Source organism: Alcanivorax sp. 97CO-5 (assembly GCF_000524665.1).
In the GTDB taxonomy this organism is placed as follows: Bacteria; Pseudomonadota; Gammaproteobacteria; order Pseudomonadales; family Alcanivoracaceae; genus Alcanivorax; species Alcanivorax borkumensis.
This window is the reverse complement of sequence record NZ_KI965878.1, coordinates 34,653-60,797: the sequence shown is the minus strand read 5'-3', so window position 1 is coordinate 60,797 and position 26,145 is coordinate 34,653. Positions and strand designations below refer to the sequence as shown.

The window sequence follows — 26,145 nt, the reverse complement described above, 5'->3', positions numbered from 1 at the left end:
TACGTTGCGTACAGCGTGTGAGGGGTTTTCTTAATCCACATCCGCCGGGTACACACCGTTTTCATCGTGCACTTCCTTGCCGCTCAGCGGCGGGGTGAAGGCACAGGCGACAACCATATCTTCGTTTTCGCCACCGTAAAGATAATGCTCGTCGTGTTCGTTGAGCAGGTAGATCGTGCCTGGGGTCAGGTCGTAGACTTTGCCGTCGTCCAGGGTTTCGATCTTGCCGCTCCCGGAAATCACGTATACAGATTCCCAGTGGTTGGCGTATTTAATGTGGGTTTTGGTGCCTTTAAAGATGGTGGTGATGTTGAAAGAGTGGCCCATCTTGTCTTCTTTCAGTGACAGGCGAACAGACTGCCAGTTGCCATTTTCGGCTTTAACACAGCGATCAGACTTTTCGGCTTCAGCCAGAGTGCGAACGATCATGGATAACTCCTGAGCTAAAAAATTGAGGAAGGAATAACGCTCCCCTGTTGAGGGGAGCGGGAACCGCTTAGGCCGTGATGCTGGCGACTGAGTGTGCTTCACCGCGTTTGATGCGGTCGGTCATCACTTCGTCCACGCTCTCTTTAACAATCTCAAGTGCGCGAACCAAATCTTCTTCGCTAATCGTCAGTGGGCACAGGGTTTTAATAACCTGGTCATCGGCACCGGATGTCTCAATCACCAACTGGCGTTTGAAGCAGGCTTTGGTGATTTCGCCAGCGACTTCGCCATCGCGAGCCACCAGGCCTTGCATCATGCCGCGGCCATTGAGATAGAACCAATGGCTGTCGTAACTGTTAGCGATTTCGCGGAAATGGTCGGTAATGATGTCCGCTTTCTTCTGCACTTCCTTGGCGAACTTGTCGTCGCGCCAGTAGTGGTTCAGCGCTGCTGCGGCAGTGACGAAGGCCAAGTTGTGGCCACGGAAGGTACCGTTGTGCTCACCTGGTTTCCACAGATCTAGTTCCGGCTTCATCAGTACCATGGCGAAGGGCAGGCCATAGCCGCTCAAGGATTTGGACAGGGTGATGATGTCCGGGCTGATGCCGATATCATCAAAGCTGAAGAAAGAGCCGGTACGACCACAGCCAGCCTGGATATCATCCAGAATCAGCAGCATGTCGTGCTTGCGGCAGACTTTTTCCAGGTTGCGCAACCAGTCGAAGCTGGCCGCGTTGATGCCGCCTTCGCCCTGAACGGTTTCGACGATAACAGCGGCAGGGTGGTCAACACCGCTGGAGGAGTCGCCTAATACTTTGTCCAAGTACTCGGTGGTGTCGAAGGCATCGCCTAGGTAACCGTCATAGGGCATGGGGGTAACGCCGCCCATGGTGACGCCCGCTACGCCGCGGTGGTGGCTGTTACCGGTGGCAGCCAAAGCGCCCAAGCTTACGCCGTGGAAGCCGTTGGTGAAGCTGATGATGTTCTCGCGACCCTTGATGTTACGGGCAATTTTCAATGCCGCTTCCACCGCGTTGGTGCCGGTGGGGCCGGTGAATTGCATCACGTGATCCATGTCACGAGGTTTTAGAATCGTTTCATAGAAGGTATCCATGAATTCCCGCTTGGCGGCAGTGTGCATGTCCAGGCCGTGAACGATGCCGTCGCGCTGAATGTATTCCATCAGCTTTTCTTTCAGAACGGGGTTGTTATGACCGTAGTTCAGGGTGCCTGCGCCGGCCAAGAAGTCGATGTACTCCTTGCCGTTTTCGTCGTACAGATAACTGCCTTTAGCCTGGTCGAATACCACAGGGAAGCTACGGGCATAACTCATTACTTCCGATTCGTGGCTTTCAAAAATGTCTGTATCCATGGTTCCTGTATTCATGATTCCTGGTCCTCGCTTGAATTCGGGTTGCTGGTTCGGGCTGCGTTTACGCGTCGTCGCGATTGAACGGGCCGATACGTAGCAGGTATTCGTCGTTATGCTCGCCGGCAAAGTGGATGCGCGAGTCGAACAGAATGAATTCTTCCGTTGGCATGCTGCGCTGGTAGGCGAAGCTGCGGAACATGCCCCAAGAGGCTTCGTTGTCGGGGGTGATGGTGGTCTCGATAAACTGAACGTCGGCACTTTCTTCACGTGCAATCAGTTCGGCCAGCATACGCTTGGCTAGGCCCTTGCCCCGGGCTTTCTCATGTACCGCCACCTGCCAGACAAATAATACGTTCTGCTGTTTGGGGGGGATGTAGCCGGAAATGAAGCCGACCAAATCGCCATCCATTTCTGCCGCCACTGAGGTATCAGCAAAGTGGGTGCACTGAAGCAAGTTGCAGTAGACGGAGTTTTCGTCCAACGGCTTACACTCGCTAATCAGTTTGTGAACTCGGCTGCCATCCTGGCTTTCGGGCTTGCGAAAGGTTATGTCATCCGATTTCGTGGTTGATGTATCTGTGTTGTTCGCTTCGTTTGCAGGCATGGTTTCACTTTTGGTCCGTTTTGGAGAAAGAGTTTGCGTTCCGGCGGACATTCATATCTACCGCAGGCTGCGCGCGATCAATGGCTCCCAAGTCCAGCACAGGGGAGGCATCAATGTCGCCAGCGTTCATCATTGCGGCTACGCGCTGTAGGGAGCTTAGAATTAAAGATTGCTCCCAATCTTCAAGGCGGTCAAAGCGTTCAATGAATTCGTCCTGAAGCGGTGTGGGGGCCTTTTTGATGATATCTAGGCCGGCGGAAGTTAGGTGGGCATACACGCGACGCTTGTCTTGTTCGCCGCGTTTGCGGCCCAGCAGCTCCCGCTTTTCCAGGCGGTCGAGAATGGTGGTGACGGTGGCTTGACTCAGTGAAACTTCGTTAGCCAAGTCACCCATGGTCATCTCGCCGTGCGCCGAAATTGCTTGCATGATCAGAAGCTGGGGCGACGTGAGCCCGGAAACTTTGCTCAGTTTGCGAGAGTAAAGGTCCGTGGCGCGAATAATTTGTCGTAATGCGATTAGCACGTCTTCGTGTCTGGCCATTGCCGAAAACTCTCTTGATAACAAAGTAATGTGACCGTAATGAGACATGGTTTGTCTGTAATCACCTTTGAGATGTAAAGGTTTACACCTCCATCAAAGCCGGACAATGACGAATAATCCCTTGCGATAAGTGGGAGGCTATCTTAGAGATAAAACATTTAGATGTCAAAATAAATACCGATTGGTGACGGTGCTATGTTCGGTCGTTTTTCTCTTTTACTTGCAGGGAAGGCCTTTACGGGGAGCCTTGCATCAGGGCAGTCTGTCAGCACAGACGCCAGTGTTTTGGTTGCCAAAGCTCTGCCCAAGTTCCCGTATGCGGGAGCTATTCCGTCGTCGTGTTATAGGCTTTGTCATGATGATTGATTCCTTTCTTCTCGCACTTTCCTGGTTGGACCGCACTCTGGGTGTCATCGAGCGTGTCATTATCGCAGGCTGCATTTTGGTCATGGCGCTATTGATGAGCGTCCATGTGGTCGGGCAGGCCTTATTTGATGAAGGCATACCCGGCACCTACGAGGTGGTGAAAATGCTGATTGTGGTGCTGACGTTCGTGGGGTTGGGGTATGCCGCTCGCCACGCCCGCCATATTCGAATGTCCGCCATCTATGAGCAGCTCAATGGTAAGAGCCGCAAAAGTCTGCAGATGATTATCTGTTTGGGCACGGCAGCGCTGATGTTCTATTTCGCGTGGAAGTCGGGCCAATATGTTTTTGATATTCAGGAGCGTGGCCGAGTGAGTGCCTCATTGCAGGTGCCCATGTGGCTAGTCTATCTGTCGTTGCCGGCGGGCTTTGGCATGGCGGGGATCCAGTACATGCTGACGTTCGCCCGTAATGCGGTGTCGCCGGGTATCTGGCGGTCGTTCAACGAAAAAGAAACTTACGAGGCTGTGCCGCTGGCCGCGGGCAGGGTGGATGATCAGGACGGCCAGCGCTAATGCATGTCCAGGCTTTTGCTGTGAGTACTGCTGAATGAGGGGGTTGCCACTGTGTTAATCATTCTGGCTGTGATCATGCTGGTATTGCTGATGATGGGTTATCCCATGATGGTACCGCTGGCGGTGGGGACATTGTTCATGATGTTCACCGGACTGACCTTTTTTGGCCCGGACCAAGCGGTGACCTGGATGGTCAATGGGGTTGGTAGCTGGGTGCTGGCAGCGGTTCCCATGTTTATTTTTGCGGCGGATATTCTCACCAAGGGGCATACCGCCAACCGGTTGCTGGATCTGGTGGATGCCTTCACTCGGCATTTGCGCGGCGGCTTGCCGATTACCACTGCGGCCTCCTGTGCCGTGTTCGGTGCGGTGTCCGGTTCTACCCAGGCCACCGTTGTCGCTATGGGCGGGCCTATGCGCCCGCGGCTGTTGGCCAAGGGTTATTCTGATAGTTTCGCGTTGGCGCTGATTATTAACGCCAGCGATATCGCTCTGCTGATCCCGCCCAGCATCGGCTTTATTGTGTATGGCGTGGTGATGAAAACCTCTATCGGTGACCTGTTCCTGGCCGGTATTCTGCCCGGCTTGTTGGTGCTGTTAATGTTCTCTGTGTATTGCTGGATTGGCGCTAGAGTTAAAGGTATTGAGCCGGAAGAACGGGCTTCCTGGGGGGATCGATTGAAGGCGATGCGCGGGGCTATCCTGCCTCTGGGCTTCCCGATTCTAGTCGTTGGCGGGATTTATGGTGGTTGGTTCAGTGCGGTCGAAGCGTCGGCCATTGCCGTGGCGTATGCCTTGCTGCTGGAAGTGGTGATTTTCCGCAAGGTCAGTGTCAAGGATCTGGGTGGTTTGGCGTTATCATCAGGGATGATTACCGCAGTGGTATTCATTCTGGTGGCCATTGGCGCTGCGTTTTCGCATACCTTGGGCACCGCCGGCATTCCCGAGAAGCTATTGGGGCCGGCCATTGAATCCATTGGCCAGAACCAAGTGGCGGCATTGGCATTGATCGCCGTGGCGTTCTTTATTGGTTGCATGTTCGTGGATCCGATCGTGGTGATCTTGATTCTGGTGCCGATCTTCAAGCCGCTGATCGAGTCCGCCAATCTTGATCCTATTCACGTGGGGGTTATTGTTACCCTGCAGGCGGCCATTGGTTCGGCTACGCCGCCGTTTGGTTGCGATATCTTTACCGCCATCGCGGTATTTCGTCGCCCTTATCTGGAGGTGATTCGGGGCACGCCACCGTTTATCTTCATGCTGCTGATCGCCACCTTTATCCTTATTCTGTTCCCGCAATTGTCATTGTGGTTGCCGGCCTTGGGAGGCTAATCAATGCGGTCGCTTGGCGTGTTGTGATGCGACTGCGGCCGCAGAGTGGCACCAAAAAGCCCGGCTATTGGGCCGGGCATTTTGGTCAGCAGCTGCGCAAGGAAAAGTTACTCTCCTTTAGCCGCCTTATCAAAGGCGGACAGCAGGGCCCCCAATGATTGCTCACCGCGGGCGCCCACTTCATCAATATATACCTGGCGCACCGGCTTGGCTTTCTCGCGGAAAGCGTTGCGTTGGGCTTCGGTGAGCTCAATGATATTGATGTCGCTTTTGCTCTTGATGGTTTCCAGTCGCTCTTCATTGTACCGGCTCTGGATATCATGACCTTCGCGCACCAAGGTCTTGGTGATGCCGTTGATCATTTTCTGTTGTTCTGCAGACAGGCCATCGTACCAATCGGCATTACCGATCAGGGTGGCCACGAACTGGGACTGCTGCGCGAAGATCATGTAGTCCTGCACTTCGTAGAAGGCCATCTCCTCGTGGGCAAACACTGGTTGAATATTACCTTCTGCCTGCCCTTGTTGCAGAGCGCTATACAGCTCGCCGTAAGCAATGGATGTGGGCGAGGCGCCATAGGCTTTATAGGTGGCACGCAGTAGGCTGTTGTCCATCACTCGGATGCCGAGGTTCTCGATGTCATCCGGTGTTTTCACCGCTTTGTTGCTGGTCCATACCTGATAACCCTCTGGTAGTTCGGCCAGTGGCACCAAGCTGCGTTTGCGGAATGACTCCTGCCACGCCTTGCTCTTCAGAAAGGTGTCGCTGTTCAGGCCTTGAGCGGTTACCCACTGATCGCTGGGCATAATATAGTTCAGGTTGAGCAGTTGGCTTTCCGGTACCGTGCCACCCAGGGCGCCGGAGCCGAAGCCGAGCTGAATGGCTCCACCCTGAATTGCGTCGTACAGAGCGGAATAGCTGGAGCCCCATTTGCCGTAGGGGAGCAGTTGAACGTCAATCGCACCTTCACTTTTTTCTTCCACTAGGGCTTTGAAGCGTTCGGCGTAACTATGCTGAACACTGCCTTCAATTTCTTCTAGGCCAAAACGCCAAGTGTCGGCGTGGACGGTGGTGGTTGTGGCGGCAAGAAAGCCAAAAGTAGCGGCGCATATAAATCGATTAAGTCGCATGCCTTTACCTTGATATTGCTTGTGGGTGCCAGTCACTACATTGCATCGGGGCGGGGCTGTCAAGGGAGCAGCCGGCAAGGCTGGCACCTCAGCAGGCATGATGCGACCATAGGCAATGTTTACAGCGTGTTCAGCCTGAGCGGGTTCCCTTGGCGAATAAGCACAGGCAAAAAGTGATGGAGAGGGGCAAGGCATTGATCAGACAAATTTTGCGTACCGGTGTATTAAGCGTGCTGTTGGCGCTGGCCGCCAGTGTATGGGCGGAGCAAGATGCCAATGTGCCCGTACAAGAACCGAGACCGGAGGCGCAGAGCGAGATCGAGAAGGGCCCCGTGATTTCTCAGTTCCGGGAAAACTGGATTCTCAGTGAATTACGCATCTTGCGCCAGGACATGATGGAATATCGCAACCAGATGAATCTGCTTGTGACTGACCGTGAGTTGGGCGTGGCAGATAAGGCCATGGGCTATGCCACCAATACGGTTACTTATTTCTTTTACCTCATTGCCGGCGCTGCCTCGATCCTTGCTCTGGTGGGTTGGTCCACTATTCGTGATTTGAAAGATAACGTGCGGGTGTACGCGGAAAAAGAAATGGCTCGGCTGACCAGCGAATATGAATCCCGGCTGGCAGATCTGGAGCGCGAGCTGCGCAAAAAATCCCTGTCTATTGCCGAGAACCAGGAAGAAATCGAGCGCACCAATGATATTCATAGCCTGTGGCTCAAGGCCACCAAAGAGCCTAGTGCCCAGGCCAAGATTGAACTCTATGATCGCATCTTGGAGTTGCGCCCGGACGACCCGGAGGCGCTAGCCTGGAAAGCAGATGCTGCCCTAGAGTTGGGTGAGCAGCGCTGGGCGTTGAGTTTGTGTGATCGGGTATTAGAAGTGGATGAAGAGAATCCACATGCTCTCTACCAACGGGCTTGTGCTTGGTCTGGGCTGGGGGAAATAGAGAATGCCTTGACCGACTTGGCTGCGGCCATTCAAACCTCGGAAACCCTGCGCCGGCATGCTCGTAGCGAAGAAATGTTCGAGCCTTTGCGCGAGCTACCGCGCTTCCAAGAACTAGTCAGAAGTGACGAAGATGCGGGCTTATCTGTCTGATAGTCCCTTTCTGTCATGTTGATAGCGAAACCTGAGCCTGGAAATGGTCAATTTGCTGATCAGTTTCTGCTAGACTTGCCCCCCTTGTATGAGCGGGCGATGACGAACAGATTACCGTTTCGTTCACCTGGGCAGCCTTACCTTGGCTGTTTTCAGTGCCCCTATGGAGAATCCCATGACTCGTGACAACGGTGCCGGTAGCACCAAACAGATGCCGGATGTGGCGTCTAACTCCATGGTGGATCATATTCACACCACCCTAGATTGGGTGGGTATGAGTGAGATCCACTTGCCTGCTCGCGTCAGCGATACCTTGGCTGGCGAACGTCCGGTGAGCACTTCTATTCAGGCCTATGTGAATTTGGCCAATGCGGATGCCAAAGGCATTCACATGTCGCGTCTGTTCCTGATGCTGGAAGAGACCTTTGGTGACCATTCGGTCAGTGCGGGCTCCATTGAGCAACTACTGCGTAATTTCTTGCAGACCCATGAGGGCCTCAGCACACGCGGTTTTGTACAGCTCGACTTTGAGTATTCCATGCGCCGCGCAGCCTTGAAGAGCAGCTATTCCGGTTGGAAAAGTTACCCGGTCAGTATTAAAGGCACCCTGTGTGAAGATGGCATGCGCATTGAGTTATCGGTGGAAGTGCCGTATTCCTCTACCTGCCCTTGTTCGGCAGCCCTGTCTCGACAGTTGATTCAGGAGCAATTTCGGAAAGATTTTGAAGAAAGTAAAGTGGACACCGATGCGGTGTTAGAATGGCTTGGCACGGAAGAGGGTATTCTTGCTACTCCTCACAGCCAGCGTTCAATTGCGCAAGTGCGTGTTTTGCTTGATCACAATGTTGGTGATGCCTTTCCTATCACCGCATTGATTGATTCTATTGAAGGTGCTCTGAAGACGCCGGTGCAGACTGCGGTGAAGCGGGTGGACGAGCAGGAGTTCGCGCTGTTGAACGGCCAGAACCTGATGTTCTGTGAAGATGCGGCCCGCCGCTTGAAGACCGCGCTGAACCCGCAGTCGTGTTACAAGGATTTCTGGTTGCGTGTGAATCACCTGGAAAGCCTTCACGCCCATAATGCGGTCGCCATTGTGACCAAGGAAGTGGAGGGTGGTTACCTACCCATTCCTTGATTGAGAAAGGCGGTTGGCAATACGCGGTGCATGCAGCACACAAAAAAAGCCCCCCTTCCCCTGTTGGAAGGGGGGCTTTTTTGTGTTTACCTGACTTATTCTGCGGCCGAGCTTACTCGAAGGGGGGGGCTTCTTGTAGAATAAGGCCTTTCAGAAAATGCGAACCTTTTGAGATATCGCTATTTTCTGGGAAGGTACCCTTCCGGGTAACTCAGAGAATAATTCGCTGATTTAAGTGTTCAGATGAGAGGTGTTCTCCTCTTCTCCCCAGTGCATTGTATTGTCAACCGGGTTTCGCTCATCCACTGATACCGTCGTTATCGTTTATTTCGACTCAGACCTTAAGCTCTCATTCGCTTTTAAAAAAGATCAAAAGGTCACGCTATCTTGGAGGCAGCATGGTGATCTTTGCAGGTATATTGGTGATGGACCAATACAGGTAGTCACTTCGTATTATGCGGTGGGAACGCCGAGGCTTTATTTTACAAGGCCGAACGCAACGTGCTCTTGATGTGCGAATGTTTGAGCGTGGCGAGTCGTCAAAGCACGGGAACGGGCCAAGATTGGTAACGGAATTCAACAGAGTGCAATCTAAGAAAAAATTCACAACCGTAGATATGGCGACAGCTTTAGCATTTTATTACTGCGCCTCTAATCCAAAGCCGCGCATGCTACGAGTGTTATAAATATGAATGAATACCTCCCCCCCACTTTTGTATTGACACCCAAAAATAGCCTTCCGCTTTACAGGGCAGGTGTTTTGGTAATGCTATAATCTGATCTTGAGGTATTTTGGCAAGGCCTTCTCTTAAATGAGATGAGGTTTCGTCATTAAGGCGAGGAATCACGGTGGGGTGAATCAATAATGGGGAAGATCAACTTTGTGGCCGGACAGGTGTTACTGAGTGCTGTTTTTATCTTTTTTTCGGCGCATTCTTATGGCAGTAGTTTCTCATGTCCGTATGGAAAAAAAGCTGCTTGCTTAAATTATGGAGATAGCGCTTGTCCTTCTGATGCGAAATGTGTAAGCCGTGATGCTGTTTGTTTTGATTCCCGTACCTGTGGTTATGATGGTTTCGTATGTAAATCAGAATACGAAGATCTAGGCGATGAGTATGATGATTTGTTGGATGATTGCAAAGAGCTTGCTCATGAGCATGACGATATTATTGATAAATATAATAAATTGCTTAATAGGTATAAAAATAGGGAGTCTGAATATGAAGAGGTTGAGCTCTGCGTTCGCTATGCGACCACTCTAGAAGAAGTAAAAAGCTGTTTTAATGCAGGTTAACTGGGCGTGTCAGGATGTTTATTATCCTCTGAACCTTTTATAAAGAGGACATTCAAATTGTGTGTCACGGTTGACCGCCTTTCCGGCTGATGTGGGCGTGGAGTCTGTTTGGGAAATGGATAGCTCTCTGTCATGGGGTCGATTTTTAGTAACAGCGCTAAAACCTATAAAGTTTTGTCAATGGCTACACCGTGCTCTAGATTACTATGAAAATGCTTCGCAGCAAGACGGTCTGTTACAAAAGGGCTTAGGTAGAAGATTGAAAGATTATTGATGCGAAATGTCTGGGCGCCTTTTCGAGGCGGCCCTCCCGACGTAGATTTGTCGTCAGTGTAATTTTTACAGCCCGACTAGACTGTCGCTAATAAATTGATATGGGGCAGCCCCCGCGGTGTGAGACGGGTGTATGCTGGATCGTAAATTCAACTGAGTTCGGTTTAGCGTATGGGTGTCACCGCGATCAGCTTTCTGTGCGTGCTGGCGTTATTTCTGATTATCGGCATTTCCTCGATCCGGAAAAAACATGAGGACGTTAACGATTATCTGACAGCGGGGTATAACACCCCGGCGTGGATCATCGGGCTGTCTTCCGTGGCCACCAATAACTCCGGGTACATGTTTATCGGCCTGGTTGGCTATACCTGGGTGGCCGGTGTGTCGGCCTTCTGGGTGGCACTAGGCTGGTTAGTGGGGGACTGGTTTGTTTGGCGGGGTTTTCATCGTCGCCTGCGAGAGTATTCGGAAACCCACCCGGTCAATACCATTCCCGCTCTCACCTCCCAGAACCCTGCGTTGGCTTCCAGCCCCCTGCGTATTTTGTCTGCGTTGCTGACCCTAATATTCCTGTCGGTATATGCGGCTGCGCAGCTCAAGGCGGGAAGCAAGGCGTTGCACGTGATGTTTGACTGGCCAATTTGGCTGGGTGCGGTATTGGGTGCGGTCGTGGTGGTGTTGTATTCCTTTGCCGGTGGTTTGCGGGCGTCTATTTGGACTGATGTAGCCCAGTCGTTTGTGATGCTGTTTGGCATGGTACTGCTGTGCATTGTTGCCATGATCAACGTGGGTTTTCCGTGGACGCTGGTCGATGAGCTGCGCAACATTAACCCGGCCCTGCTGGATTGGACCCCGGATAACTTGGCCTTTGGCACCGGTGCTTTTGTACTGGGCTGGGTGGCGGCGGGCATTGGCGCTATTGGTCAGCCGCATATTTTAGTGCGTACCATTGCGTTACGCAGCCCGGACGACGTCCCGGCGGCCCGCAAGGTGTACTTTGCCTGGTACCTGCCCTTTGCGCTTCTGACCGTGACCATCAGTCTCTACGCCCGCGTACTACTCACAGGAGATCTGTCTGATCCGGAGCTGACACTGCCCACCATGGCTCAGGCTTATTTGCCTGATGTGCTGGCCGGCATGGTGCTGGCGGCCATTTTTGCCGCCACCTTGTCCACGGCGGATTCCATGTTACTGTCCTGCTCAGCGGCGATCAGCCAGGATTTGATTCCCCGGTTCGGGCAATCCTATGTCCGAACCAAAATAGCGACCTTGGGCATTACCTTAGTGGTGCTGGTGGTGGCGCTGGCCGCGCCGGCTAATGTGTTTACGCTGGTAGTGTTCGCGTGGTCGTCTCTGGGGGGCACCTTGGGGCCGGTGATTGTGCTGCGGGTGATGAATGCCCGCCTGACTCGGACCACGGCGTTGGTGATGATGCTTGCGGGTTTCACTACACTGATTACCTGGCAGGCGCTTGGTTATTCTGAATCCCTGTATGAATTGTTGCCGGCCCTGGTGGTGTCTTTTGGGGTTTATGCCGTGATGCGGCCTTTCTACCGGAAGGAGGAGTGAATGCCACTGTCCAATCCCGAGCAAGACAAGCGTAAAGCGCTGTATGCGGTAGACCCCTTGGTGCCGCTTGATCAGCTGGATCCCGCCACCGACCTGATCGACCCTGACACCTTGTCCCTGTTGGTGCTGATGGTGTGTGAGGTCCCAGAGGAAAGTCTCGCCCTGTTTCGAAAACGCTTGGTCCCTCCGAGCCAGTTACGCCAGCAGGTGGCTGCGCGAGAAGTGGAGTTGCAGCGTCATATGCTGGATATCACACGAAAGCTGGAATCCATGGGCTATGAAGTGGACTCGCGGGTGGCGCGGGGTAGTAAGACCGGTCAGGTGATTACCGAGGTCGCCGATCGTGAGGCGGTGAATCTGGTCATTCTTCAGCGACGACGACAAAAAAACTGGCAGCGGCTATTGGTTGGTAGTGTTGCAGATTACGTTGCCCGACACATTCGCCAGCCACTGTTGATCATGCCTTATTCATAATGGGGCAATGATTGTGAGGATGAGCAGATGAGCGAATGGGGCTAAGGCTCCTCTCTCCTAACGTGTAGCGCATGACAAACTGTTTTTTTTTGAGCCTTACAAAAAAACGCCCACTAAATAATGGTGGGCGTTTTTGTGCAGCGTGAGTGCTGTGGTGGAATCAGAATCGGCCGTTCAGGCCCAGCCCCACATGAGTGATTTCGTCACCGCTGCGATCCACGAGCCGCATATACTCTAGGTTGATGAACAGGGTCTTGGTGATGGTGAAATCTACACCGAGGCCCAGTGACAGGTCTTTGTAGTTTTCTCCGTCAGAACCACCCAAATCACTCTTCTCGGTGGTTTCCATGTAGGTGACACCGATCAGTCCGTAGGGGCGCACAGGCATGGTGTTGGGGAATTGGCCACGGAAATAGGCGCCGTAGTAACGGTCGATTTCCACGTCAACATTGTTGCTCAGTTCATCTTCATCAATGCCCAAGCCCAGACGCACTTCACCACCAAGGGTCTCATCCTTGTTGATCCAGCTGCCGAATTTGAATTGCAGCGCTTCGGGCTTGGCGCTAGACGTGGTGTTATCAGGTTCAATTTTGCTGCTAATGATATCAATACCAGCAAAACCGCCGGCGTTGGCGACAAGGGGCATTGTCAAAGCCGCGGCAAACAGTACTTTTTTCATGGGTTCTCCCACAGGGTATTAAGTCTCGACGCAATAATAGACTGATTGTAGTGAAAAGTGAGGTCGACGGCGACCAGCGCTGTCTTGGGAGGAAACGGCGGGCTGCTTGCAAAAGGTGAAGAAAATCCCCTGCAAGTAGCCTGCGGTTAGCCGTTTCGACGATTAATGGTCATGACCATCGTCTTCGTCCTCATGGTCTTCTTCGTCATGGTCGGTATCAAGGCCAGCCCAAGCAAGAGCCGCAGGCGGGAAGGTCAAAGGTAGTGATTCTTCAACGCTGCCTTCCTCCAGGTGCACCACGAGGATAAATTGGTTGCCGCTATCGGAAAGATAAACATGTGCGGGCTCACCGGCCACAACCATATGAGTATTGCCCGGCGCGATGGCATCTTCTACGTGCGCATGTTCACTCCAATCGGTTGTGTCAAAGATGCGCAGGTCACCGGCATCATCCAGCAGCACTAGGTGCTCAGCGTGGGGATCAAGGCTATGGTTTTCTAGCGATACGGTGGCGCCTTCGGTCCAATCCAGTTCTTCAGCATCGCCATCTTCCGGATGTATGACGAAGACTCGATCACCGGCATAGCCTATGAAATGGCTCAGTTCGTGATGGCTGTCGAAGCCGCTAATGCGCTCTCCAGCCGCAAGGCCTAGGGTAGCGTTATCCACATGCTCTGCGGTGAATTCCTCACCGTTCTGGTGGACGATCAGGATGCCGTCGTCGCAGCCAAACACAGAATAATCTTCGTTTGAGCCTGCGCCATGTAGCTCTGGGCAGGTTAGTGAGATGGTGTCTTCCTTGTGATAGTGATCGTTGTGCTGATGGTAGACGTCAACGGTTTCCGGGAGGCCGTCGTCGGCGGTGCGGAAGGTGGTGAGCAACACATCGCCACGGGGTTCTGCAACGCCATGGTGAGCGCTGGTTAGCGTTTGGCTGGCTTCGCTGGAGGCCGTTTCCAAAGATTCATCGGTGAGGAGCTCCATCTGGGCCATGACAGCGTTGTCTGCATCGCCATCATAGAACAGAGCGGCCTGTTCACCATGAACCCGAAAGTGGGTTGGTGCCGGGCCAGTCAGCGTTCCTGCGAAGGAGGGAATCACTTCATCCACGTGGTCGTCATGCAAATAGAGGCCGCCATCGATGACCTGTACCTGGTCGTTATCACGCTGTATCGCCAGAACAAAACGCTTGCCCGGGCTGGTGTAGAGTGCGCTGGCATCATAATCCAGGGTCAAGGTGCCGGGCAGCAAGGCATTGGCCTCAAGGTCATACATGTAGAGCTGAGAGCCGTCATCACCAGCGGCAATCACTAAGCGGCCGGGGTGATCACTCTCTGCATGCTCGTGTTCATCTTCACTGCTACCCAGTGAGCTGGAGCCCGTTTCATTACAGCCGACCATGGTAAGAGCGGCAAGCAGGGACAGCGGCAGTGCAGCGTTCTGTTTCAGGTTTTTCATCATGCGTTGCATGGGGTTCTCCATATTCATATTGTTGCGTCCGGCGGAGTAAAGGCGCCGGTACGGATGCCGTTTAACGTTGCGGCTCAAAATTCAATGCGGGTGCCTACGGTGATATTGCGGCCCGGCTCCGGCACGGTGCTGGCTAGGAAAGACGAGTGGTTGAACACTTCTTCACCCAGCAGGTTGTTACCGCGCACATAGAAGGTATAGCGCTGGTTGCCTCGTAGTCGGTAGCTGAGAGTGGCGTTGACCATGTCGTAGGCGGCGGTGCGCTCTTCGAACCCGGAAAGTTGGTCCTGAACGAAGCTGCGATACACTTCCAGTTCACCGTCGAAGTTGCCCAGGTAGCTATTGAGGCGTGTGCCCAGTCGCTTGGCCGGAATGCGAGGCAGGTAGCCGCCGTCATCGAAAGTAGCGCGGACCATATCCCCAAATACGGTGATGCCAACCGGGTCGATACCGTAGTAACTCACGGATGCTTCGGCACCCGTGAAGGTGGCGTCACGTTGGCTGTATTTGATCAGGCGGAAGTCTTCCTGCTGATCCAGAGTGCGGGCATAGATGTAGTTGTTGATACGGTTTTCGAACACGCCCAGATCAAACAACCAATCCCCACGGGTTTTACGTAGGTTCAGGTTGGCGTTGAGGCTGACTTCATCGTCCAAGTCACGTTGTCCTCCACCGCAATCGCTGAGCAGGCCGCATTCATAGGTGTTGGTGGCCAGATGGACCCCCTGTGCATACAACTCTTGGGCGCTGGGTGCTCGGCCAGAGTGGCCTACGGACAGTACTAGCTCGTAACCGGGAACAAAGGCCCAGTTGGCTGCGCCGGAGAAAGACGCATTGTCCGCTGTGACTTTGGCAAGAGCCTGGCCATTGCGTTGGTCCGGTGTTTGCGTCAGGTGCTCCTGGCGCGCCCCCAATTCGAAGGACCATTGTTCATTGAGGACATATTCCTCTACCGCGAATATGGCGATAGATTCAGTTTCGGTTTTCGGCACGAAGGCTTCATGCCCCAGGGAGCTGAAATCGAAGTTGGTGTACTGAAGTCCTACCACGCCGCGCCAGTTACCGAACGGTTTGTGCTCCACTTCCAGCCGGGCGTCTCCACCCTTGTTGGTGAAAGTACTGCCGATGGCCCCTTCTTCGATTTCGTGGTGGCGGTAATCGGTGTGGTTACCTCGAAAACGAATGGCGGCAATGCCAGAGAATGGGTCGCGGTATTCACCTCGAGCATCCACTCGACGGCTGGCCAGATCCACGTAGGGGACAATTTCGCCCTCATGGTCGTGATCATGGCCTCCAGAAGGACAGCTCAAGCTGGTGCCGTTGGCCTCGCACTCTTCAAATTCGTGGCTATGACCGGGCAGCCCGTAGTTATCTCGGCGATAGCTGTAAGCCATGCCGAAGAAACCTTGATCGCCAATCCAGGAGGCTCCAATGCTGGCATTGTCGCTTTCCGCATAGGTGCCTGGGACGGTGAGCTCTTCGAAGCCGTTTACTTCGTAGTCCTCCGCATCGCGACGGCTACCTTCCACCCGAAATACCAAATGGTCGGTAGCGGAAACGGTGATGCCTGCAGCGGTGGCGTTCTCATCGGCCACGCTGTTGGCTCGGATTGCCACGAAACCTTCCACCTCTTCTAGAGGCCGTTGAGTGGGAATGCGGTTGTCTAGCACATTTACAATGCCACCGCTGGCGCCGCTGCCATAAAGCAGAGTAGATGGGCCGCGTAGAACCTCGATCTGGCGAGCCAGCATGGGGTCTACAGTGATGGCATGGTCTGGTGAAATGCTGGAAGCATCCAGCACCTGGGAGCCGTCACTGAGAATACCTATGCGTGGGCCCCCTTGGCCACGGATCACCGGTCGACTGGCGCCACCACCGAAGGTGTCGCTGTGGACTCCGGGCTGGTTTTTCAGGGTTTCACCGAGGGTGTCCTTGTTCTTCTGAGTGAGGGTTTGTTGATCCATCACCGAATAGGGTGTGCTGGAGCTGCTGCTTCCGAGCGGCAGGGCGGACACGTCCACTTGTTTTAGCTCGTGAGCTTTTTCTAGGCCTGCACTGTTGTTTTCAGCTTCAGCCAATACTGCCGTGGGTGCCAATAGGGCCACGGCGACGCATCCGGAGAGGGTCTGGCGTCGAAAAGTCATAACTACCTCTGTCTCTAGCATTCATGCAGGGCATGAGTAAAAGGGCGCAGCTGGATTAAAGGGGCTGGCCGGACTCATGCCGGAAACACGTTCTTTCCTGAAGGCAGCCAAGCACAGCAAATGCCACTCGAGTAGAGAAGCAAGGTGGTGTGCCATCGTGATCAGGTGTTAATAACGGGAATCAGACAGAGAAAGGAGGGCCGCGAGGCGGGTAGGGGTTGCGCTCGTAGCGGTTTGCCACGGTGGTGGCGGGGGCAAGCGGAACGGGCGCTGTGTGTGTGGAATCTAGCACGTTGTAGGCGCTGGGCAGAGCCAGCATGCCGTGGCCATGGGTACAGACCTGGCAATCGGCGGAGGCTAACAGGTCTGTGGTGGGGCTGTGCTGTCCTGCGTCAATGTGGGCGGGGGCGTGCCATGCCAGTATTAATTGGACAAGAAACAGCCCGACAACCAGCGGTAAAACCAGCGGCAAAGAGTGCCCGCGACGGTATGGGCTCAGCATGGCCGCGATCACTGTGAGTGATCCTCGCTGTGATGGTTGCATAGCGGGGTGCACTGATGCTGTTCCTGGTCAGGCTCGGCGCCAGGCACATAGTCAAAGCCGCCTGGGTGCCAAGGGTGACACTTGCACAGCCGTTTCGCTGCCAGTGCGCTGCCGCGCAGGCTGCCATGGGTCTCTACCGCTTGCCGTGCGTATTCCGAGCAGGTCGGGTAGAAGCGGCATTGGTTGCCTATCCAAGGGCTCAACACCTTCTGGTACAGCCAGATGGCGCCAAGCAGAAGCGATTTCACGGGAACAGCGCTGCCTGTCATTAGTTGTAAAAGAGCATGATAAAGGCATCGGGTACGCAGATACCAGCGCTGTTCCATGACGCTAACAGGGAGGGTGATAAGAAAGTGCTGCGCTATAATGATGATATAGGCAAAGCACGTAACCTCAGTACCAAGGTAGGGAAGCCCATGAGAAAAGTGATCGGCCGGGCTATCGAGGTTTTCTTGGCTGACCCGAACACATTGTTGCGCTTTTTCGATAGGTGGGCACACTTTTAACATGGCGTCTAGATTCCGAGCGCGTCTGGGGGCTGAGTACGCAAGGAGCGTTCAGTAGTAGATTAAAGGTAAAAGGAAGCCTGTGCTTATTTTCCTAGCCTTTCATGTGCGGGAATGGTTGGTGCGGGCTATTAAACAATGGCGGGATCCCCGCAGAAACATGTCTGACATGGGCAGTAGTGAGTGCTGCTGCAATGCCAAGCTGGAGGCAGTGAAGCGTTACCCGTAGTTGAAAGGGGACATCTTGGCGCAGAGTCACCGGCCTTGGGTCGCCATCGGCTGTACTGGTAATTGGGGCCAATCTCTTGCCGGCGCTTGTTTGCCTGCGCGCTTGCAGGATACTGAAGTCAGTGTGGATGGATAATCTATTTGTGTTGAAGAGAAAAGTAAGGAGAAGGCCTTTGCAAGCGATGTTTGTGACGTTGTTGTTCACCTTCCTAATGCTGCTGAATCCAGCTTGGGCGGCAAGCTGGAAAATAAGCCAGGAAGGCGAGGTTCGAGGTGATGTTACGACTTATGTGCGGGATGTTTCCAACAGTCCGGTCAAAGCCTTCAAAGGTATTGTTGAGGTTGAGGCATCCGTTACCTCGGTGCTGGCAGTCATTACCGCAGTGGATACTTTACCTGAGTGGATTTTCCAGAGTCAGAGCGCCAAGCGGCTATCAATGGAAGGGCGCGAAGAAATTTACATGCGCTTTAACGGCATCTGGCCGGTATCGGACCGTGATGTGGTGCTGGCCAACACGCTTATCCAGCACGAAGAAACCGGCTCAATTACCTTGCACAGTGTCAATGCCGACAGTGTCAATGCCGAAGGTGTGCTAGGTAAACAGAAAGGTTATGTGCGTATCCCTGCATTAGATAACAAGTTCATTATTACGCCCATGGATAATGGTTGGGTGCGGGTCCAGTTCGAAACCTTCATGGATTTGGGCGGCAGCGTACCGGTATGGTTGACTAATTTGGTGTCCACCAAGGCGCCATTGGAAACTCTGGAAGGTTTGAAGGCGCAGTTGGAAAAGCCACGCTTTGCCAATGCCACCCGAAAAGATTTGCCAGCCCTGCCGGGTATGGACGAGCTGATGCTGGAAGACTGATCTTCGCCAAGAATGGCCGTCTCGGGGCGGCCTTTGGCCTATGCCAGCTATATAGCTTTATTGCCTGTGAGTTTCTGGTTGATAGATGCGATAGCCCGTTATTGAGTTTTGACCGAAAGAGGCTGCGCCCAAGCTATGCTCTAGGCGCGGCCTCTTTCGTTTCAGATAATAAAAATCTGTTTTTCTCGTTGGCTAAGAGCAAGCCGCTTGGCGCTATCTTTCATCGACTCCAGCGGGTGCCTTCGCGGGTATCTTCCAGTTGAATACCTGCTTTGGTGAGTTGCTGGCGGATTTCATCGGCGCGAGCGAAGTTTTTGTCTTTCTTGGCTTGGGTGCGTTCTTCCACCAGGGCGTCGATGGCATCGTTGCTGAGGCCATCTTCGCTCACGTTCTTGTTCTGGAACCAGGCGGTGGGCTCTACGGTGAGCAGGCCGAGCAGGTCGGCGGCGGCCAGTAGTTCGGCTTTCAGCTTGGGCTTGTCGTCAAGCTCGGCCTTGTTCAGTTCACCGGCAATAGCGTGCAAGGCGCTGACCGCTTCGGAGGTGTTCAGATCGTCCTTAAGAGCGTCGAGTACCGGATGGTTGTCCGGCAGTTGATAGCCTGCTTCTGGTGCAACGGTTTCACCGCGACCGAGCAAGGCGTAATAGAGCGTATCCAAGCCTTTTTCTGCATTATCCAGTACATCGGCAGAGAAATTCAGCGGCGAGCGGTAGTGGCTCGATAGTAACGCGAAGCGCAGCGTTTCGCCGTGGTACTGGGTGAGCAAGTCGCGGACCAAACGGAAGTTGCCCAAGGACTTGGACATCTTTTCGCCGTCGATGTTGATGTAGCCGTTGTGCAGCCAGTAACGCACGTAGTCGGTTCCGTGGGCGCAGCAGCCTTGGGCAATTTCGTTTTCGTGGTGCGGGAAGATTAGATCCTGGCCACCACCGTGGATATCAATTACATCACCCAGGTGCTTGTGGATCATGGCGGAACACTCGATGTGCCAGCCAGGGCGGCCACGTCCCCAAGGGGAGTCCCAGCCGGGCTGTTCATCGGTGGACGGTTTCCAAAGAATGAAATCGCCGGGGTGGCGTTTGTAGTCCGCCACTTCCACCCGAGCGCCAGCAAGCATGTCTTCCAGTTTGCGACCGGAGAGCTTGCCGTAGTCGGGCATGGATTCCACCGCGAACAGCACTTGGCCATCGGCTTCGTAGGCGTGCCCTTTTTCTACCAAGATAGCGATCATCTGGATCATCTCGGGGATGTGATCGGTAGCCTTGGGAATGATGCTTGGGGTTTTGGCATTCAATGATGCCATGTCGTCGGCAAAAGCTTGGGTAAAGCGTTCGGTGAGGGTGCTGATCGCTTCGCCGTTATCCGCTGCCGCCTTGATGATCTTGTCATCAATGTCGGTGATGTTACGGGCGTAGACCACGTTCGGGTAGAGCCGTTGCAGTAACCGGTACAGAACATCAAAGACCACCACCGGGCGAGCGTTGCCAATGTGGACGAAGTTGTAAACCGTGGGGCCGCACACGTAAAGGGTGATGCGGTTAGGGTCCAGCGGAATGAAGTCGTCCTTTTTGCCGGTGAGGGTGTTCTGCAATCGTAAGGTCATTTGCCGTACAGCTCTTTGGGGTCTTTGATGGGGGCTTTGTCGATAGTCACGTTGTTGGCGTCGGCTTTCCAGTAGAAGCAGTCGCGGCGGCCGGTGTGGCAAGCGGAGCCGGTCTGGTCCACTTTCACTAGCAAGGCGTCGCCGTCGCAATCAATGCGCAGTTCTTTCAGCGTTTGTACTTGGCCGGAGGATTCGCCTTTACGCCATAACTTCCCTCGCGAGCGGGAAAAATAGCAAACGCGTCCCGTGGCCAGAGTCTCTTCAATGGCCTCGCGATTCATCCATGCCATCATCAATACTTCGCCACTATCGTGCTGCTGAGCAATGGCTGCCACTAGCCCGGCGTCGTTGAACGCCAAGTTGTCGAGGGCTTCTTTGAGGGAAATCTGAAAGCCTTCGGGCTGTTGTTCGTTGTGTTTGAACATGACGCCTCCAGGGCGTTTCTATTCAGGATGTAGGCGCCCCTCTTGAGGGGCGAACCTGCTTGCGAAAGCTTTCCCGAGCACAGTTCGCACCTTGAGGGATACTCTTACCAGTGGCGCCGGGTCAGATCGGTAAGCGTGTTGCTTCGGCCAAGGCCGCCACGGCTTCGTCCAGATCTACGGTTTCGGTGGCTTGGGAGCCAAGGTTACGAATAGCGACTTGGTTGTGTTGTGCTTCCTGCTCGCCAATTACCCAGATACGTGGGGTTTTGGCGCGGGAGTGCTCACGGACCTTGAAGCCAATCTTCTCGTTACGAATATCCAGCTCTGCCGGTATCCCGGCGGCAACCAGTTTCTGCTGCACGGTGGTGGCATACTCGTCGGCGGAGTTGGTAATGGTGCAAACCGCCACCGGCCGCGGCGCTAGCCACAGGGGTAGGTGACCGGCGGTGGACTCGATCAGGATGCCGAGGAAGCGTTCCAAAGAGCCCAGAACAGCACGGTGCAACATGACTGGGCGCTGGCGGGAGCCGTCCTCGGCCACGTATTCGGCATCCAGGCGATCGGGCAGCACAAAGTCCACCTGCAGGGTGCCGCACTGCCAGTCACGGCCAATGGCGTCACGGAGCACGAACTCCAGTTTTGGGCCGTAGAAGGCCCCTTCACCCGGGTTAAGCTCGCATTCCAGGCCCAGGGATTCCACCGCCGAGCGCAGTGCGCCTTCGGCTTTGTCCCAGGTTTCGTCGGAGCCGGCGCGGTTATCCGGGCGGTCCGAGAATTTGATACGGAACGAGTCGAATCCAAAATCTGCGTAGACTTCGCGCAGCATCTTGATGAAGCCGGCGGTTTCTTCGTTAACCTGCTCTTCGGTACAGAAGATGTGAGCATCGTCCTGGCTGAACGAGCGGGCTCGCATCAGGCCATGTAGGGCGCCGTGGGCTTCGTTACGGAACAGGGTGGTGAACTCTCCCAAGCGAATGGGCAAGTCTCGGTAGCTGGTGATCCCCTGTTTGAAGATCTGTACGTGGCCGGGGCAGTTCATCGGCTTCACGGCCATTTCTTTGTGGTCGTGGGTGCAGACGGTGAACATGTCTTCGCCGTATTTGTCCCAATGGCCGGATTGTTCCCAGAGAATACGATCCATCATTTGCGGAGTGGAGACTTCTTCATAGCCTCCTTTTTCCATTTTTCCGCGGATGTAATTTTCCAGGTTTTTGCGCATGCGCCAGCCCTTAGGGTGCCAGAACATGCTGCCTACCGCTTCTTGTTGGATATGGAATAGACCCATTTCCTTGGCCAGTTTACGGTGATCGCGTTTTTCCGCTTCTTCAAGCTGTTTGAGGTAAGCGTTCAACTCTTTCTTGTCGCGCCAGGCGGTGCCGTAGATGCGCTGTAGTTGCGCCTTGTCAGCATCGCCACGCCAGTAAGCGCCAGCGACCTTAGTCAGTTTGAAGCCATCGCCCAGTTTGCTGGTGCTGGGCAGGTGCGGGCCACGACACAGGTCGATGAAATCGCCCTGGCGATAGAGGCTCACTTCTTGATCGGCGGGCAGGTCACGGATGATTTCGGCCTTAAATTCTTCACCTTTTTCCAGGAAAAAAGCGACAGCCTCATCTCGATCCCATATTTCACGCCTTATTTCCTCATTGCGGCGCACAATCTCTAGCATGCGCTTTTCAATGGTTTTCAGGTCATCCGGTGTGAACGGTATGTCCCGATGGAAGTCATAATAGAAGCCGTTGGCAATGGTTGGGCCAATAGTCACCTGGGTGTCTGGAAACAGCTCCTGCACGGCTTGGGCCATAACATGGGCGGCATCGTGACGAATAAGCTCTAGGGCTTCGTCGGTATCTCGGGTGATGATTTCCACCGTGGCGCCGTCGTCGATGGGCAGATAGACATCAATCAGGTTGCCGTTGGCTTTAGCGGCCAAAGCTTGCTTGGCGAGTTTTTTACTGATGCGACCGGCAATTTCCAAGGCGGAGACCGGCTGCTCAAACTCCATATTTGCCCCATCGGGCAGTTGATAGCTCACACTCATGAGTGACAAGGGATCCAGGTGGTTGGCTCAGAACCGGAAGATGGTAGGCAATCAGGCCCTCCGCATCAAGGTGCGGCGACGATTAAACAGGGCTCGATTTAGCCGGCGTGATTGCGATTGACGGGAATTAAATGGCCTGTCGCATAGAGTTTTGCCTGTTCGCGGGCTCCCGCCTATGCTTGGCGGGCAGGCATAGGCGGAATAGATGATAGAGAGACCGATGAGAGTCCAAGGATCAACCCGATGGAGCGGGATAGCTCATGACACCACCCTCTACAGATGCGACAAATGACGGATAGTGAATCGTTGCCACGTTTGTTGCGGGTCGCGCAACATCTCAGTGAGCAAAAGGATGTGCCGCGCTTGCTAAGTGCGCTGCTCAAGGAAGTACGCCACCTGTGCCACGCGGACACCGGCTGGGTATGGTTGTATACCGATGGCCGGCCGCAGGCCGGCTTGAATTGTCTGTGCCATGATGCCACCGGTGAAAGCGATGAAATAAAAGAGAGACCTCACTGGTTCCGCCCATTAGGCAATGACGCTGATGGCGGTATTGTAGAGCAGTGTTTTACCGCCGGAGAACCTCTCACCGTCGCGTTGACGCAAACTCGCCTTGGCGAGGTTGATCAGAAGTTGCTTGCCGAACTGGCTCCGCAGGCCAAAGGACTGCAGCTTTGGCCATTATATAACCATGAAGGCCTTGTTACTGGTGTGCTGCAATTGGCCTATGACAAGCCCGTGCCGCGCAACTTGCAGCGTTTGGGCGGAAATGGTCATCTGATGTTCCAGTCGCTGCTGACCTATGGCGGCATAGCCTTGAGTAACCTTAGCCAGGTACAGGAGCTAAAGGATTTGCTGGATGCCTTTATCAAGGTGCTGGCCCAGGCCATTGATGCGAAGAGCTCCCATACCAGTGCCCACTGTCAGCGAGTGCCGGTCATTACAGAAATGCTGGCCCAGGCGGCCTGTGATGATCAGATACTGTTTCCTGATTTTTCACTGGATGAGGATGGTTGGTACGAGCTGCATGTGGCCGCTTGGTTACACGATTGTGGCAAGTTGGCGACACCGGATTCGGTGCTCGACAAGTCCACTAAGCTGCACACACTGCATGATCGGATTAATGAGGTGGCCAGTCGCTTTGCAACTTTACGTGCGCAGATTCAGTTTCGTTATGAAAAGGCCAGCCTACTTAATCCAGCCGATGAGCCTGCCAGTCGCCTGCGCATGGAAGAGGATATCGGCGTACTGAAAGAGGAATTGGCTTTTCTTGAGCGAATTAACCGAGGTGGTGAGGCCATGGCGGCGGTGGACCAGCAGCGGGTGAAGGAGATCGCGGCGCGTACTTGGACTGATGTCTGGGGGCAGGAAAAGCCGTTGCTCAGCGACGAGGAAGTGTACAACCTGTGTATTGCGCGCGGCACGCTGACACCAGAGGAGCGACAGATTATAAATGGTCATATGGATGTGACCCTAGACATGTTGGGCTCGCTCCCTTTTCCCCGCAAGCTTAAGCAGGTGCCGGAATATGCCGGTGGCCACCATGAGAAAATGGATGGCACCGGCTTTCCGCTTGGACTCACCCGAGAGCAGATGTCGGTCCCCGCTCGCATCATGGCCATCGCTGATGTGTTCGAGGCACTGACGGCTAAGGAACGCCCTTATAAAACACCACTCAAACTCAGTGAAGCGCTAGGTATCATGCAGCGAATGCGCAATAACAATCATTTGGACCCGGATCTTTACCAGCTTTTCATTCGCTCACGGGTGTGGCGCCAGTACAGCGAGAAGCATCTAGACCCAGTGCAGTTGGATGTGGACGATGGCAGTCAATTTTTATGAAGGGCTTTTTGTAGATGCGCCGTTGGTGGCGCTCACAAAACTGCCATCCCATTCGTCTTTGAGGTTTTCTGTGCGTACTCTTTTTTTTGTATTGCTTTGCTTGTTGTCTTCTTTGTCCATAGCGAATGACTGGTTGTTGTCATTGGAAGGTCAACGGACTCAAGGGGCGTTGTTGCGTGGGCAGGTGGAGCGAGGTGTGACGGTGCGGTTTGACGATCGCACGGTGCGGACCACTGATGAGGGTTTTTTCGTTATTGGTGTAGGCCGTGATGCTGATTTACAACAGACGTTGGTGCTGGAAAAAAACGGTGAACAACAACAAGTTCTCGTGACGCTGGATAAGCGTGAGTATGCGATACAGCGTATCGAAGGGGTGCCTAAGCGCACAGTAGAGCCTCCACCGGAGGTGGTGCTAAAACGCATTCGTAAAGAAGTCGCCGAGATCAAAAAAGCACGGAATACAAACTCAGACTTGCTCGCGTTTCTGAGTGATTTTCAATGGCCTCTTACCGGGCGTATCAGTGGGGTGTACGGCAGTCAGCGAGTTTATAACGGCAAGCCTGGTCGGCCGCATTATGGTGTGGATGTGGCTCGGCCCTCGGGCACCGTGGTGGTGGCGCCAGCGGATGCGGTGGTGACGTTGGTGCAGAAAGATAATTATTACTCTGGCGGCACCCTGATTATGGACCACGGTTATGGGGTGTCGTCCACCATGATTCACCTTAGCGAAGTTTTGGTGAAAGAGGGGCAGACGGTCAAACAGGGCGAGCAGGTGGCGAAGGTGGGCGCATCTGGTCGTGCCACCGGGCCACACCTGGACTGGCGCCTGAACTGGTTCGAGGTCAAGTTGGACCCGGTTACTATTGTGCCGCCGATGAAGTAACAACCCTATTATTAGAGCGAAAAAAATCGAGTTTGTGGTGTTTGCTTTGAGAAAACATAACGGAAGTTATATTGCGTTAATGTGCCCTCACGTATCCGACTGTTGCAGATACATTTTCAGCGCTACGGCATTGTTGTGAGCTTCGTCTTTAGCACCATAAACTAGCGTAAGGCCGCTGGTTTTGGCTTTTTTTCGTAATGCATGTTGTGTTTCTTTCTGCATGTTTTTTTGTAATTCATGGTGATATTTCTGGTAAAACGCGGCCCACTTTTTAGGGTCGTGATCGAACCATTTTCGCAACTCATCAGAAGGGGCTAATTCCTTGTTCCATTCGTCTATTTTCAGGTCCTCTTTACTGACGCCTCGTGGCCATATTCGGTCGATGAGAAGCCGATAGCCATCATTGGGTGCCGGCTTTTCGTAGGCGCGTTTGCAGTGAATGTTAATTTGCGTTGAAGACATGTCTGACCTCCCTAGACGGATAGCGGTTGTCTTTTTTTGAAGTAACGGTATCAGGTTTTGTTGCGGTGTTGTTCGCTGGTCTGGCAGTGCTGGGGGCAGGCACTGGAGCCGTGAGGGTGAACATATTGGGCGAGGATATAGACGGCGCCCCACAGGGATGCGGTAACCAAGAGAAGGAGAACAAGGCTGGGTAGCGGACGAATACGTTCGCGTTGTGGTGTTTCTTGCCTAGTCGGTGGTGACATGGAAGACC

General features: G+C 53.9%; 25 protein-coding genes. 10 read left to right on the top strand and 15 right to left on the bottom strand.

Annotation, left to right across the window (positions count from 1 at the left end; genetic code table 11):
- Positions 1–30: 30 nt before the first annotated feature.
- The 4 genes from Y017_RS02990 to Y017_RS02975 form a co-directional block, all read right to left on the bottom strand.
- Positions 31–429 (bottom strand): ectoine synthase, encoded by a 399-nt coding sequence (locus Y017_RS02990; protein WP_011589430.1) that lies wholly within the window; start codon positions 427–429, stop codon positions 31–33.
- Between the two features lie 67 nt (positions 430–496).
- Complete coding sequence (ectB, locus tag Y017_RS02985) at positions 497–1,801, bottom strand: diaminobutyrate--2-oxoglutarate transaminase (protein WP_035458840.1); 1,305 nt, start codon at positions 1,799–1,801, stop codon at positions 497–499.
- A 61-nt stretch (positions 1,802–1,862) separates the two neighbouring features.
- Entirely contained in the window at positions 1,863–2,405 is a 543-nt protein-coding gene (gene ectA / locus Y017_RS02980) for a diaminobutyrate acetyltransferase (protein WP_011589428.1), read from the bottom strand.
- Positions 2,406–2,409: 4 nt separating this feature from the next.
- Entirely contained in the window at positions 2,410–2,946 is a 537-nt protein-coding gene (locus tag Y017_RS02975; RefSeq protein WP_035458838.1) for a MarR family winged helix-turn-helix transcriptional regulator, read from the bottom strand.
- A 355-nt stretch (positions 2,947–3,301) separates the two neighbouring features.
- Between Y017_RS02975 and Y017_RS02970 the strand changes: the two genes are divergently transcribed.
- Both Y017_RS02970 and Y017_RS02965 read left to right on the top strand, forming a co-directional pair.
- Entirely contained in the window at positions 3,302–3,886 is a 585-nt protein-coding gene (locus tag Y017_RS02970; protein ID WP_035458837.1) for a TRAP transporter small permease, read from the top strand.
- A gap of 51 nt (positions 3,887–3,937) precedes the next feature.
- Complete coding sequence (locus Y017_RS02965; RefSeq protein ID WP_011589425.1) at positions 3,938–5,218, top strand: TRAP transporter large permease; 1,281 nt, start codon at positions 3,938–3,940, stop codon at positions 5,216–5,218.
- Positions 5,219–5,325: 107 nt separating this feature from the next.
- Here Y017_RS02965 and dctP read toward each other — a convergent pair whose 3' ends face one another.
- On the bottom strand, positions 5,326–6,348 hold the full coding sequence (gene dctP / locus Y017_RS02960) for a TRAP transporter substrate-binding protein DctP (RefSeq protein WP_035458918.1): 1,023 nt from the start codon (positions 6,346–6,348) through the stop codon (positions 5,326–5,328).
- A 194-nt stretch (positions 6,349–6,542) separates the two neighbouring features.
- Here dctP and Y017_RS02955 point away from each other — a divergent pair, with 194 nt between their 5' ends.
- The 5 genes from Y017_RS02955 (at position 6,543) to Y017_RS02935 (ending at position 12,199) form a co-directional block, all read left to right on the top strand.
- The gene (locus tag Y017_RS02955; RefSeq protein WP_231483362.1) at positions 6,543–7,454 is read left to right on the top strand and encodes a tetratricopeptide repeat protein; all 912 of its coding nucleotides are present in this window, start codon (positions 6,543–6,545) and stop codon (positions 7,452–7,454) included.
- 175 nt (positions 7,455–7,629) lie between these two features.
- A complete protein-coding gene (gene folE2 / locus Y017_RS02950; RefSeq protein WP_231483361.1) occupies positions 7,630–8,589 on the top strand; it encodes a GTP cyclohydrolase FolE2 in 960 nt (319 codons plus the stop codon).
- 865 nt (positions 8,590–9,454) lie between these two features.
- Positions 9,455–9,883 carry a hypothetical protein gene (locus tag Y017_RS02945; RefSeq protein WP_035458835.1) on the top strand — a complete coding sequence of 143 codons (429 nt, stop codon included), beginning with the start codon at positions 9,455–9,457 and terminating at the stop codon, positions 9,881–9,883.
- Positions 9,884–10,327: 444 nt separating this feature from the next.
- Positions 10,328–11,725 (top strand): sodium/proline symporter, encoded by a 1,398-nt coding sequence (locus Y017_RS02940; protein WP_035458834.1) that lies wholly within the window; start codon positions 10,328–10,330, stop codon positions 11,723–11,725.
- On the top strand, positions 11,726–12,199 hold the full coding sequence (locus Y017_RS02935) for a universal stress protein (RefSeq protein ID WP_011589419.1): 474 nt from the start codon (positions 11,726–11,728) through the stop codon (positions 12,197–12,199).
- Between the two features lie 160 nt (positions 12,200–12,359).
- Here the strand turns inward: Y017_RS02935 and Y017_RS02930 are convergent, their stop codons facing one another.
- The 5 genes from Y017_RS02930 to yidD all read right to left on the bottom strand — a co-directional run bounded on the left by Y017_RS02930 (position 12,360) and on the right by yidD (position 17,284).
- Positions 12,360–12,878, bottom strand: a complete 519-nt coding sequence (locus Y017_RS02930; RefSeq protein ID WP_011589418.1) for an outer membrane protein — start codon at positions 12,876–12,878, stop codon at positions 12,360–12,362.
- Positions 12,879–13,040: 162 nt separating this feature from the next.
- On the bottom strand, positions 13,041–14,348 hold the full coding sequence (locus Y017_RS02925; protein WP_011589417.1) for a hypothetical protein: 1,308 nt from the start codon (positions 14,346–14,348) through the stop codon (positions 13,041–13,043).
- A 74-nt stretch (positions 14,349–14,422) separates the two neighbouring features.
- Positions 14,423–16,492 (bottom strand): TonB-dependent receptor domain-containing protein, encoded by a 2,070-nt coding sequence (locus Y017_RS02920; protein ID WP_011589416.1) that lies wholly within the window; start codon positions 16,490–16,492, stop codon positions 14,423–14,425.
- 181 nt (positions 16,493–16,673) lie between these two features.
- Entirely contained in the window at positions 16,674–17,006 is a 333-nt protein-coding gene (locus Y017_RS02915; protein WP_035458832.1) for a hypothetical protein, read from the bottom strand.
- Positions 17,003–17,284 carry a membrane protein insertion efficiency factor YidD gene (yidD, locus tag Y017_RS02910; RefSeq protein WP_197017537.1) on the bottom strand — a complete coding sequence of 94 codons (282 nt, stop codon included), beginning with the start codon at positions 17,282–17,284 and terminating at the stop codon, positions 17,003–17,005. The genes Y017_RS02915 and yidD overlap by 4 nt, the downstream gene beginning before the upstream one ends.
- Before the next feature lie 668 nt (positions 17,285–17,952).
- On the opposite strand from yidD, the gene Y017_RS02900 reads away from it, so the two are divergent.
- Entirely contained in the window at positions 17,953–18,639 is a 687-nt protein-coding gene (locus Y017_RS02900; RefSeq protein ID WP_035458827.1) for an START domain-containing protein, read from the top strand.
- A gap of 220 nt (positions 18,640–18,859) precedes the next feature.
- Here Y017_RS02900 and cysS read toward each other — a convergent pair whose 3' ends face one another.
- The 3 genes from cysS to thrS form a co-directional block, all read right to left on the bottom strand.
- Positions 18,860–20,242, bottom strand: a complete 1,383-nt coding sequence (gene cysS, locus Y017_RS02895) for a cysteine--tRNA ligase (protein ID WP_011589413.1) — start codon at positions 20,240–20,242, stop codon at positions 18,860–18,862.
- Entirely contained in the window at positions 20,239–20,667 is a 429-nt protein-coding gene (gene hisI / locus Y017_RS02890; protein WP_011589412.1) for a phosphoribosyl-AMP cyclohydrolase, read from the bottom strand. Before hisI ends, cysS begins: the two co-directional genes overlap by 4 nt.
- Positions 20,668–20,788: 121 nt before the next feature.
- The gene (gene thrS / locus Y017_RS02885) at positions 20,789–22,705 is read right to left on the bottom strand and encodes a threonine--tRNA ligase (protein WP_035458825.1); all 1,917 of its coding nucleotides are present in this window, start codon (positions 22,703–22,705) and stop codon (positions 20,789–20,791) included.
- 288 nt (positions 22,706–22,993) lie between these two features.
- Between thrS and Y017_RS02880 the strand changes: the two genes are divergently transcribed.
- Both Y017_RS02880 and Y017_RS02875 read left to right on the top strand, forming a co-directional pair.
- Positions 22,994–24,547, top strand: a complete 1,554-nt coding sequence (locus Y017_RS02880; RefSeq protein ID WP_231483359.1) for an HD domain-containing phosphohydrolase — start codon at positions 22,994–22,996, stop codon at positions 24,545–24,547.
- Positions 24,528–25,430: a M23 family metallopeptidase gene (locus tag Y017_RS02875; RefSeq protein ID WP_231483358.1), complete on the top strand. Its 903-nt coding sequence runs from the start codon at positions 24,528–24,530 to the stop codon at positions 25,428–25,430. Before Y017_RS02880 ends, Y017_RS02875 begins: the two co-directional genes overlap by 20 nt.
- A gap of 87 nt (positions 25,431–25,517) precedes the next feature.
- Here Y017_RS02875 and Y017_RS02870 read toward each other — a convergent pair whose 3' ends face one another.
- Together Y017_RS02870 and Y017_RS15155 are read right to left on the bottom strand one after the other, a co-directional pair.
- The gene (locus Y017_RS02870) at positions 25,518–25,892 is read right to left on the bottom strand and encodes a DUF488 domain-containing protein (protein WP_035458821.1); all 375 of its coding nucleotides are present in this window, start codon (positions 25,890–25,892) and stop codon (positions 25,518–25,520) included.
- A gap of 50 nt (positions 25,893–25,942) precedes the next feature.
- Positions 25,943–26,137, bottom strand: coding sequence for a hypothetical protein (locus Y017_RS15155; protein ID WP_144412641.1), 195 nt, complete (start codon positions 26,135–26,137; stop codon positions 25,943–25,945).
- Positions 26,138–26,145: the final 8 nt, after the last annotated feature.

Coding starts and splice junctions, on each gene's coding strand:
- Y017_RS02990 (WP_011589430.1), bottom strand. CDS start 429: ATGATCGTTCGCACTCTGGCTGAAGCCGAAAAGTCTGATCGCTGTGTT.
- ectB (WP_035458840.1), bottom strand. CDS start 1,801: ATGGATACAGACATTTTTGAAAGCCACGAATCGGAAGTAATGAGTTAT.
- ectA (WP_011589428.1), bottom strand. CDS start 2,405: ATGCCTGCAAACGAAGCGAACAACACAGATACATCAACCACGAAATCG.
- Y017_RS02975 (WP_035458838.1), bottom strand. CDS start 2,946: ATGGCCAGACACGAAGACGTGCTAATCGCATTACGACAAATTATTCGC.
- Y017_RS02970 (WP_035458837.1), top strand. CDS start 3,302: ATGATGATTGATTCCTTTCTTCTCGCACTTTCCTGGTTGGACCGCACT.
- dctP (WP_035458918.1), bottom strand. CDS start 6,348: ATGCGACTTAATCGATTTATATGCGCCGCTACTTTTGGCTTTCTTGCC.
- folE2 (WP_231483361.1), top strand. CDS start 7,630: ATGACTCGTGACAACGGTGCCGGTAGCACCAAACAGATGCCGGATGTG.
- Y017_RS02945 (WP_035458835.1), top strand. CDS start 9,455: ATGGGGAAGATCAACTTTGTGGCCGGACAGGTGTTACTGAGTGCTGTT.
- Y017_RS02940 (WP_035458834.1), top strand. CDS start 10,328: ATGGGTGTCACCGCGATCAGCTTTCTGTGCGTGCTGGCGTTATTTCTG.
- Y017_RS02935 (WP_011589419.1), top strand. CDS start 11,726: ATGCCACTGTCCAATCCCGAGCAAGACAAGCGTAAAGCGCTGTATGCG.
- Y017_RS02930 (WP_011589418.1), bottom strand. CDS start 12,878: ATGAAAAAAGTACTGTTTGCCGCGGCTTTGACAATGCCCCTTGTCGCC.
- Y017_RS02925 (WP_011589417.1), bottom strand. CDS start 14,348: ATGCAACGCATGATGAAAAACCTGAAACAGAACGCTGCACTGCCGCTG.
- Y017_RS02920 (WP_011589416.1), bottom strand. CDS start 16,492: ATGACTTTTCGACGCCAGACCCTCTCCGGATGCGTCGCCGTGGCCCTA.
- Y017_RS02900 (WP_035458827.1), top strand. CDS start 17,953: ATGTTTGTGACGTTGTTGTTCACCTTCCTAATGCTGCTGAATCCAGCT.
- cysS (WP_011589413.1), bottom strand. CDS start 20,242: ATGACCTTACGATTGCAGAACACCCTCACCGGCAAAAAGGACGACTTC.
- hisI (WP_011589412.1), bottom strand. CDS start 20,667: ATGTTCAAACACAACGAACAACAGCCCGAAGGCTTTCAGATTTCCCTC.
- thrS (WP_035458825.1), bottom strand. CDS start 22,705: ATGAGTGTGAGCTATCAACTGCCCGATGGGGCAAATATGGAGTTTGAG.
- Y017_RS02880 (WP_231483359.1), top strand. CDS start 22,994: ATGACGGATAGTGAATCGTTGCCACGTTTGTTGCGGGTCGCGCAACAT.
- Y017_RS02875 (WP_231483358.1), top strand. CDS start 24,528: ATGGCAGTCAATTTTTATGAAGGGCTTTTTGTAGATGCGCCGTTGGTG.
- Y017_RS02870 (WP_035458821.1), bottom strand. CDS start 25,892: ATGTCTTCAACGCAAATTAACATTCACTGCAAACGCGCCTACGAAAAG.
- Y017_RS15155 (WP_144412641.1), bottom strand. CDS start 26,137: ATGTCACCACCGACTAGGCAAGAAACACCACAACGCGAACGTATTCGT.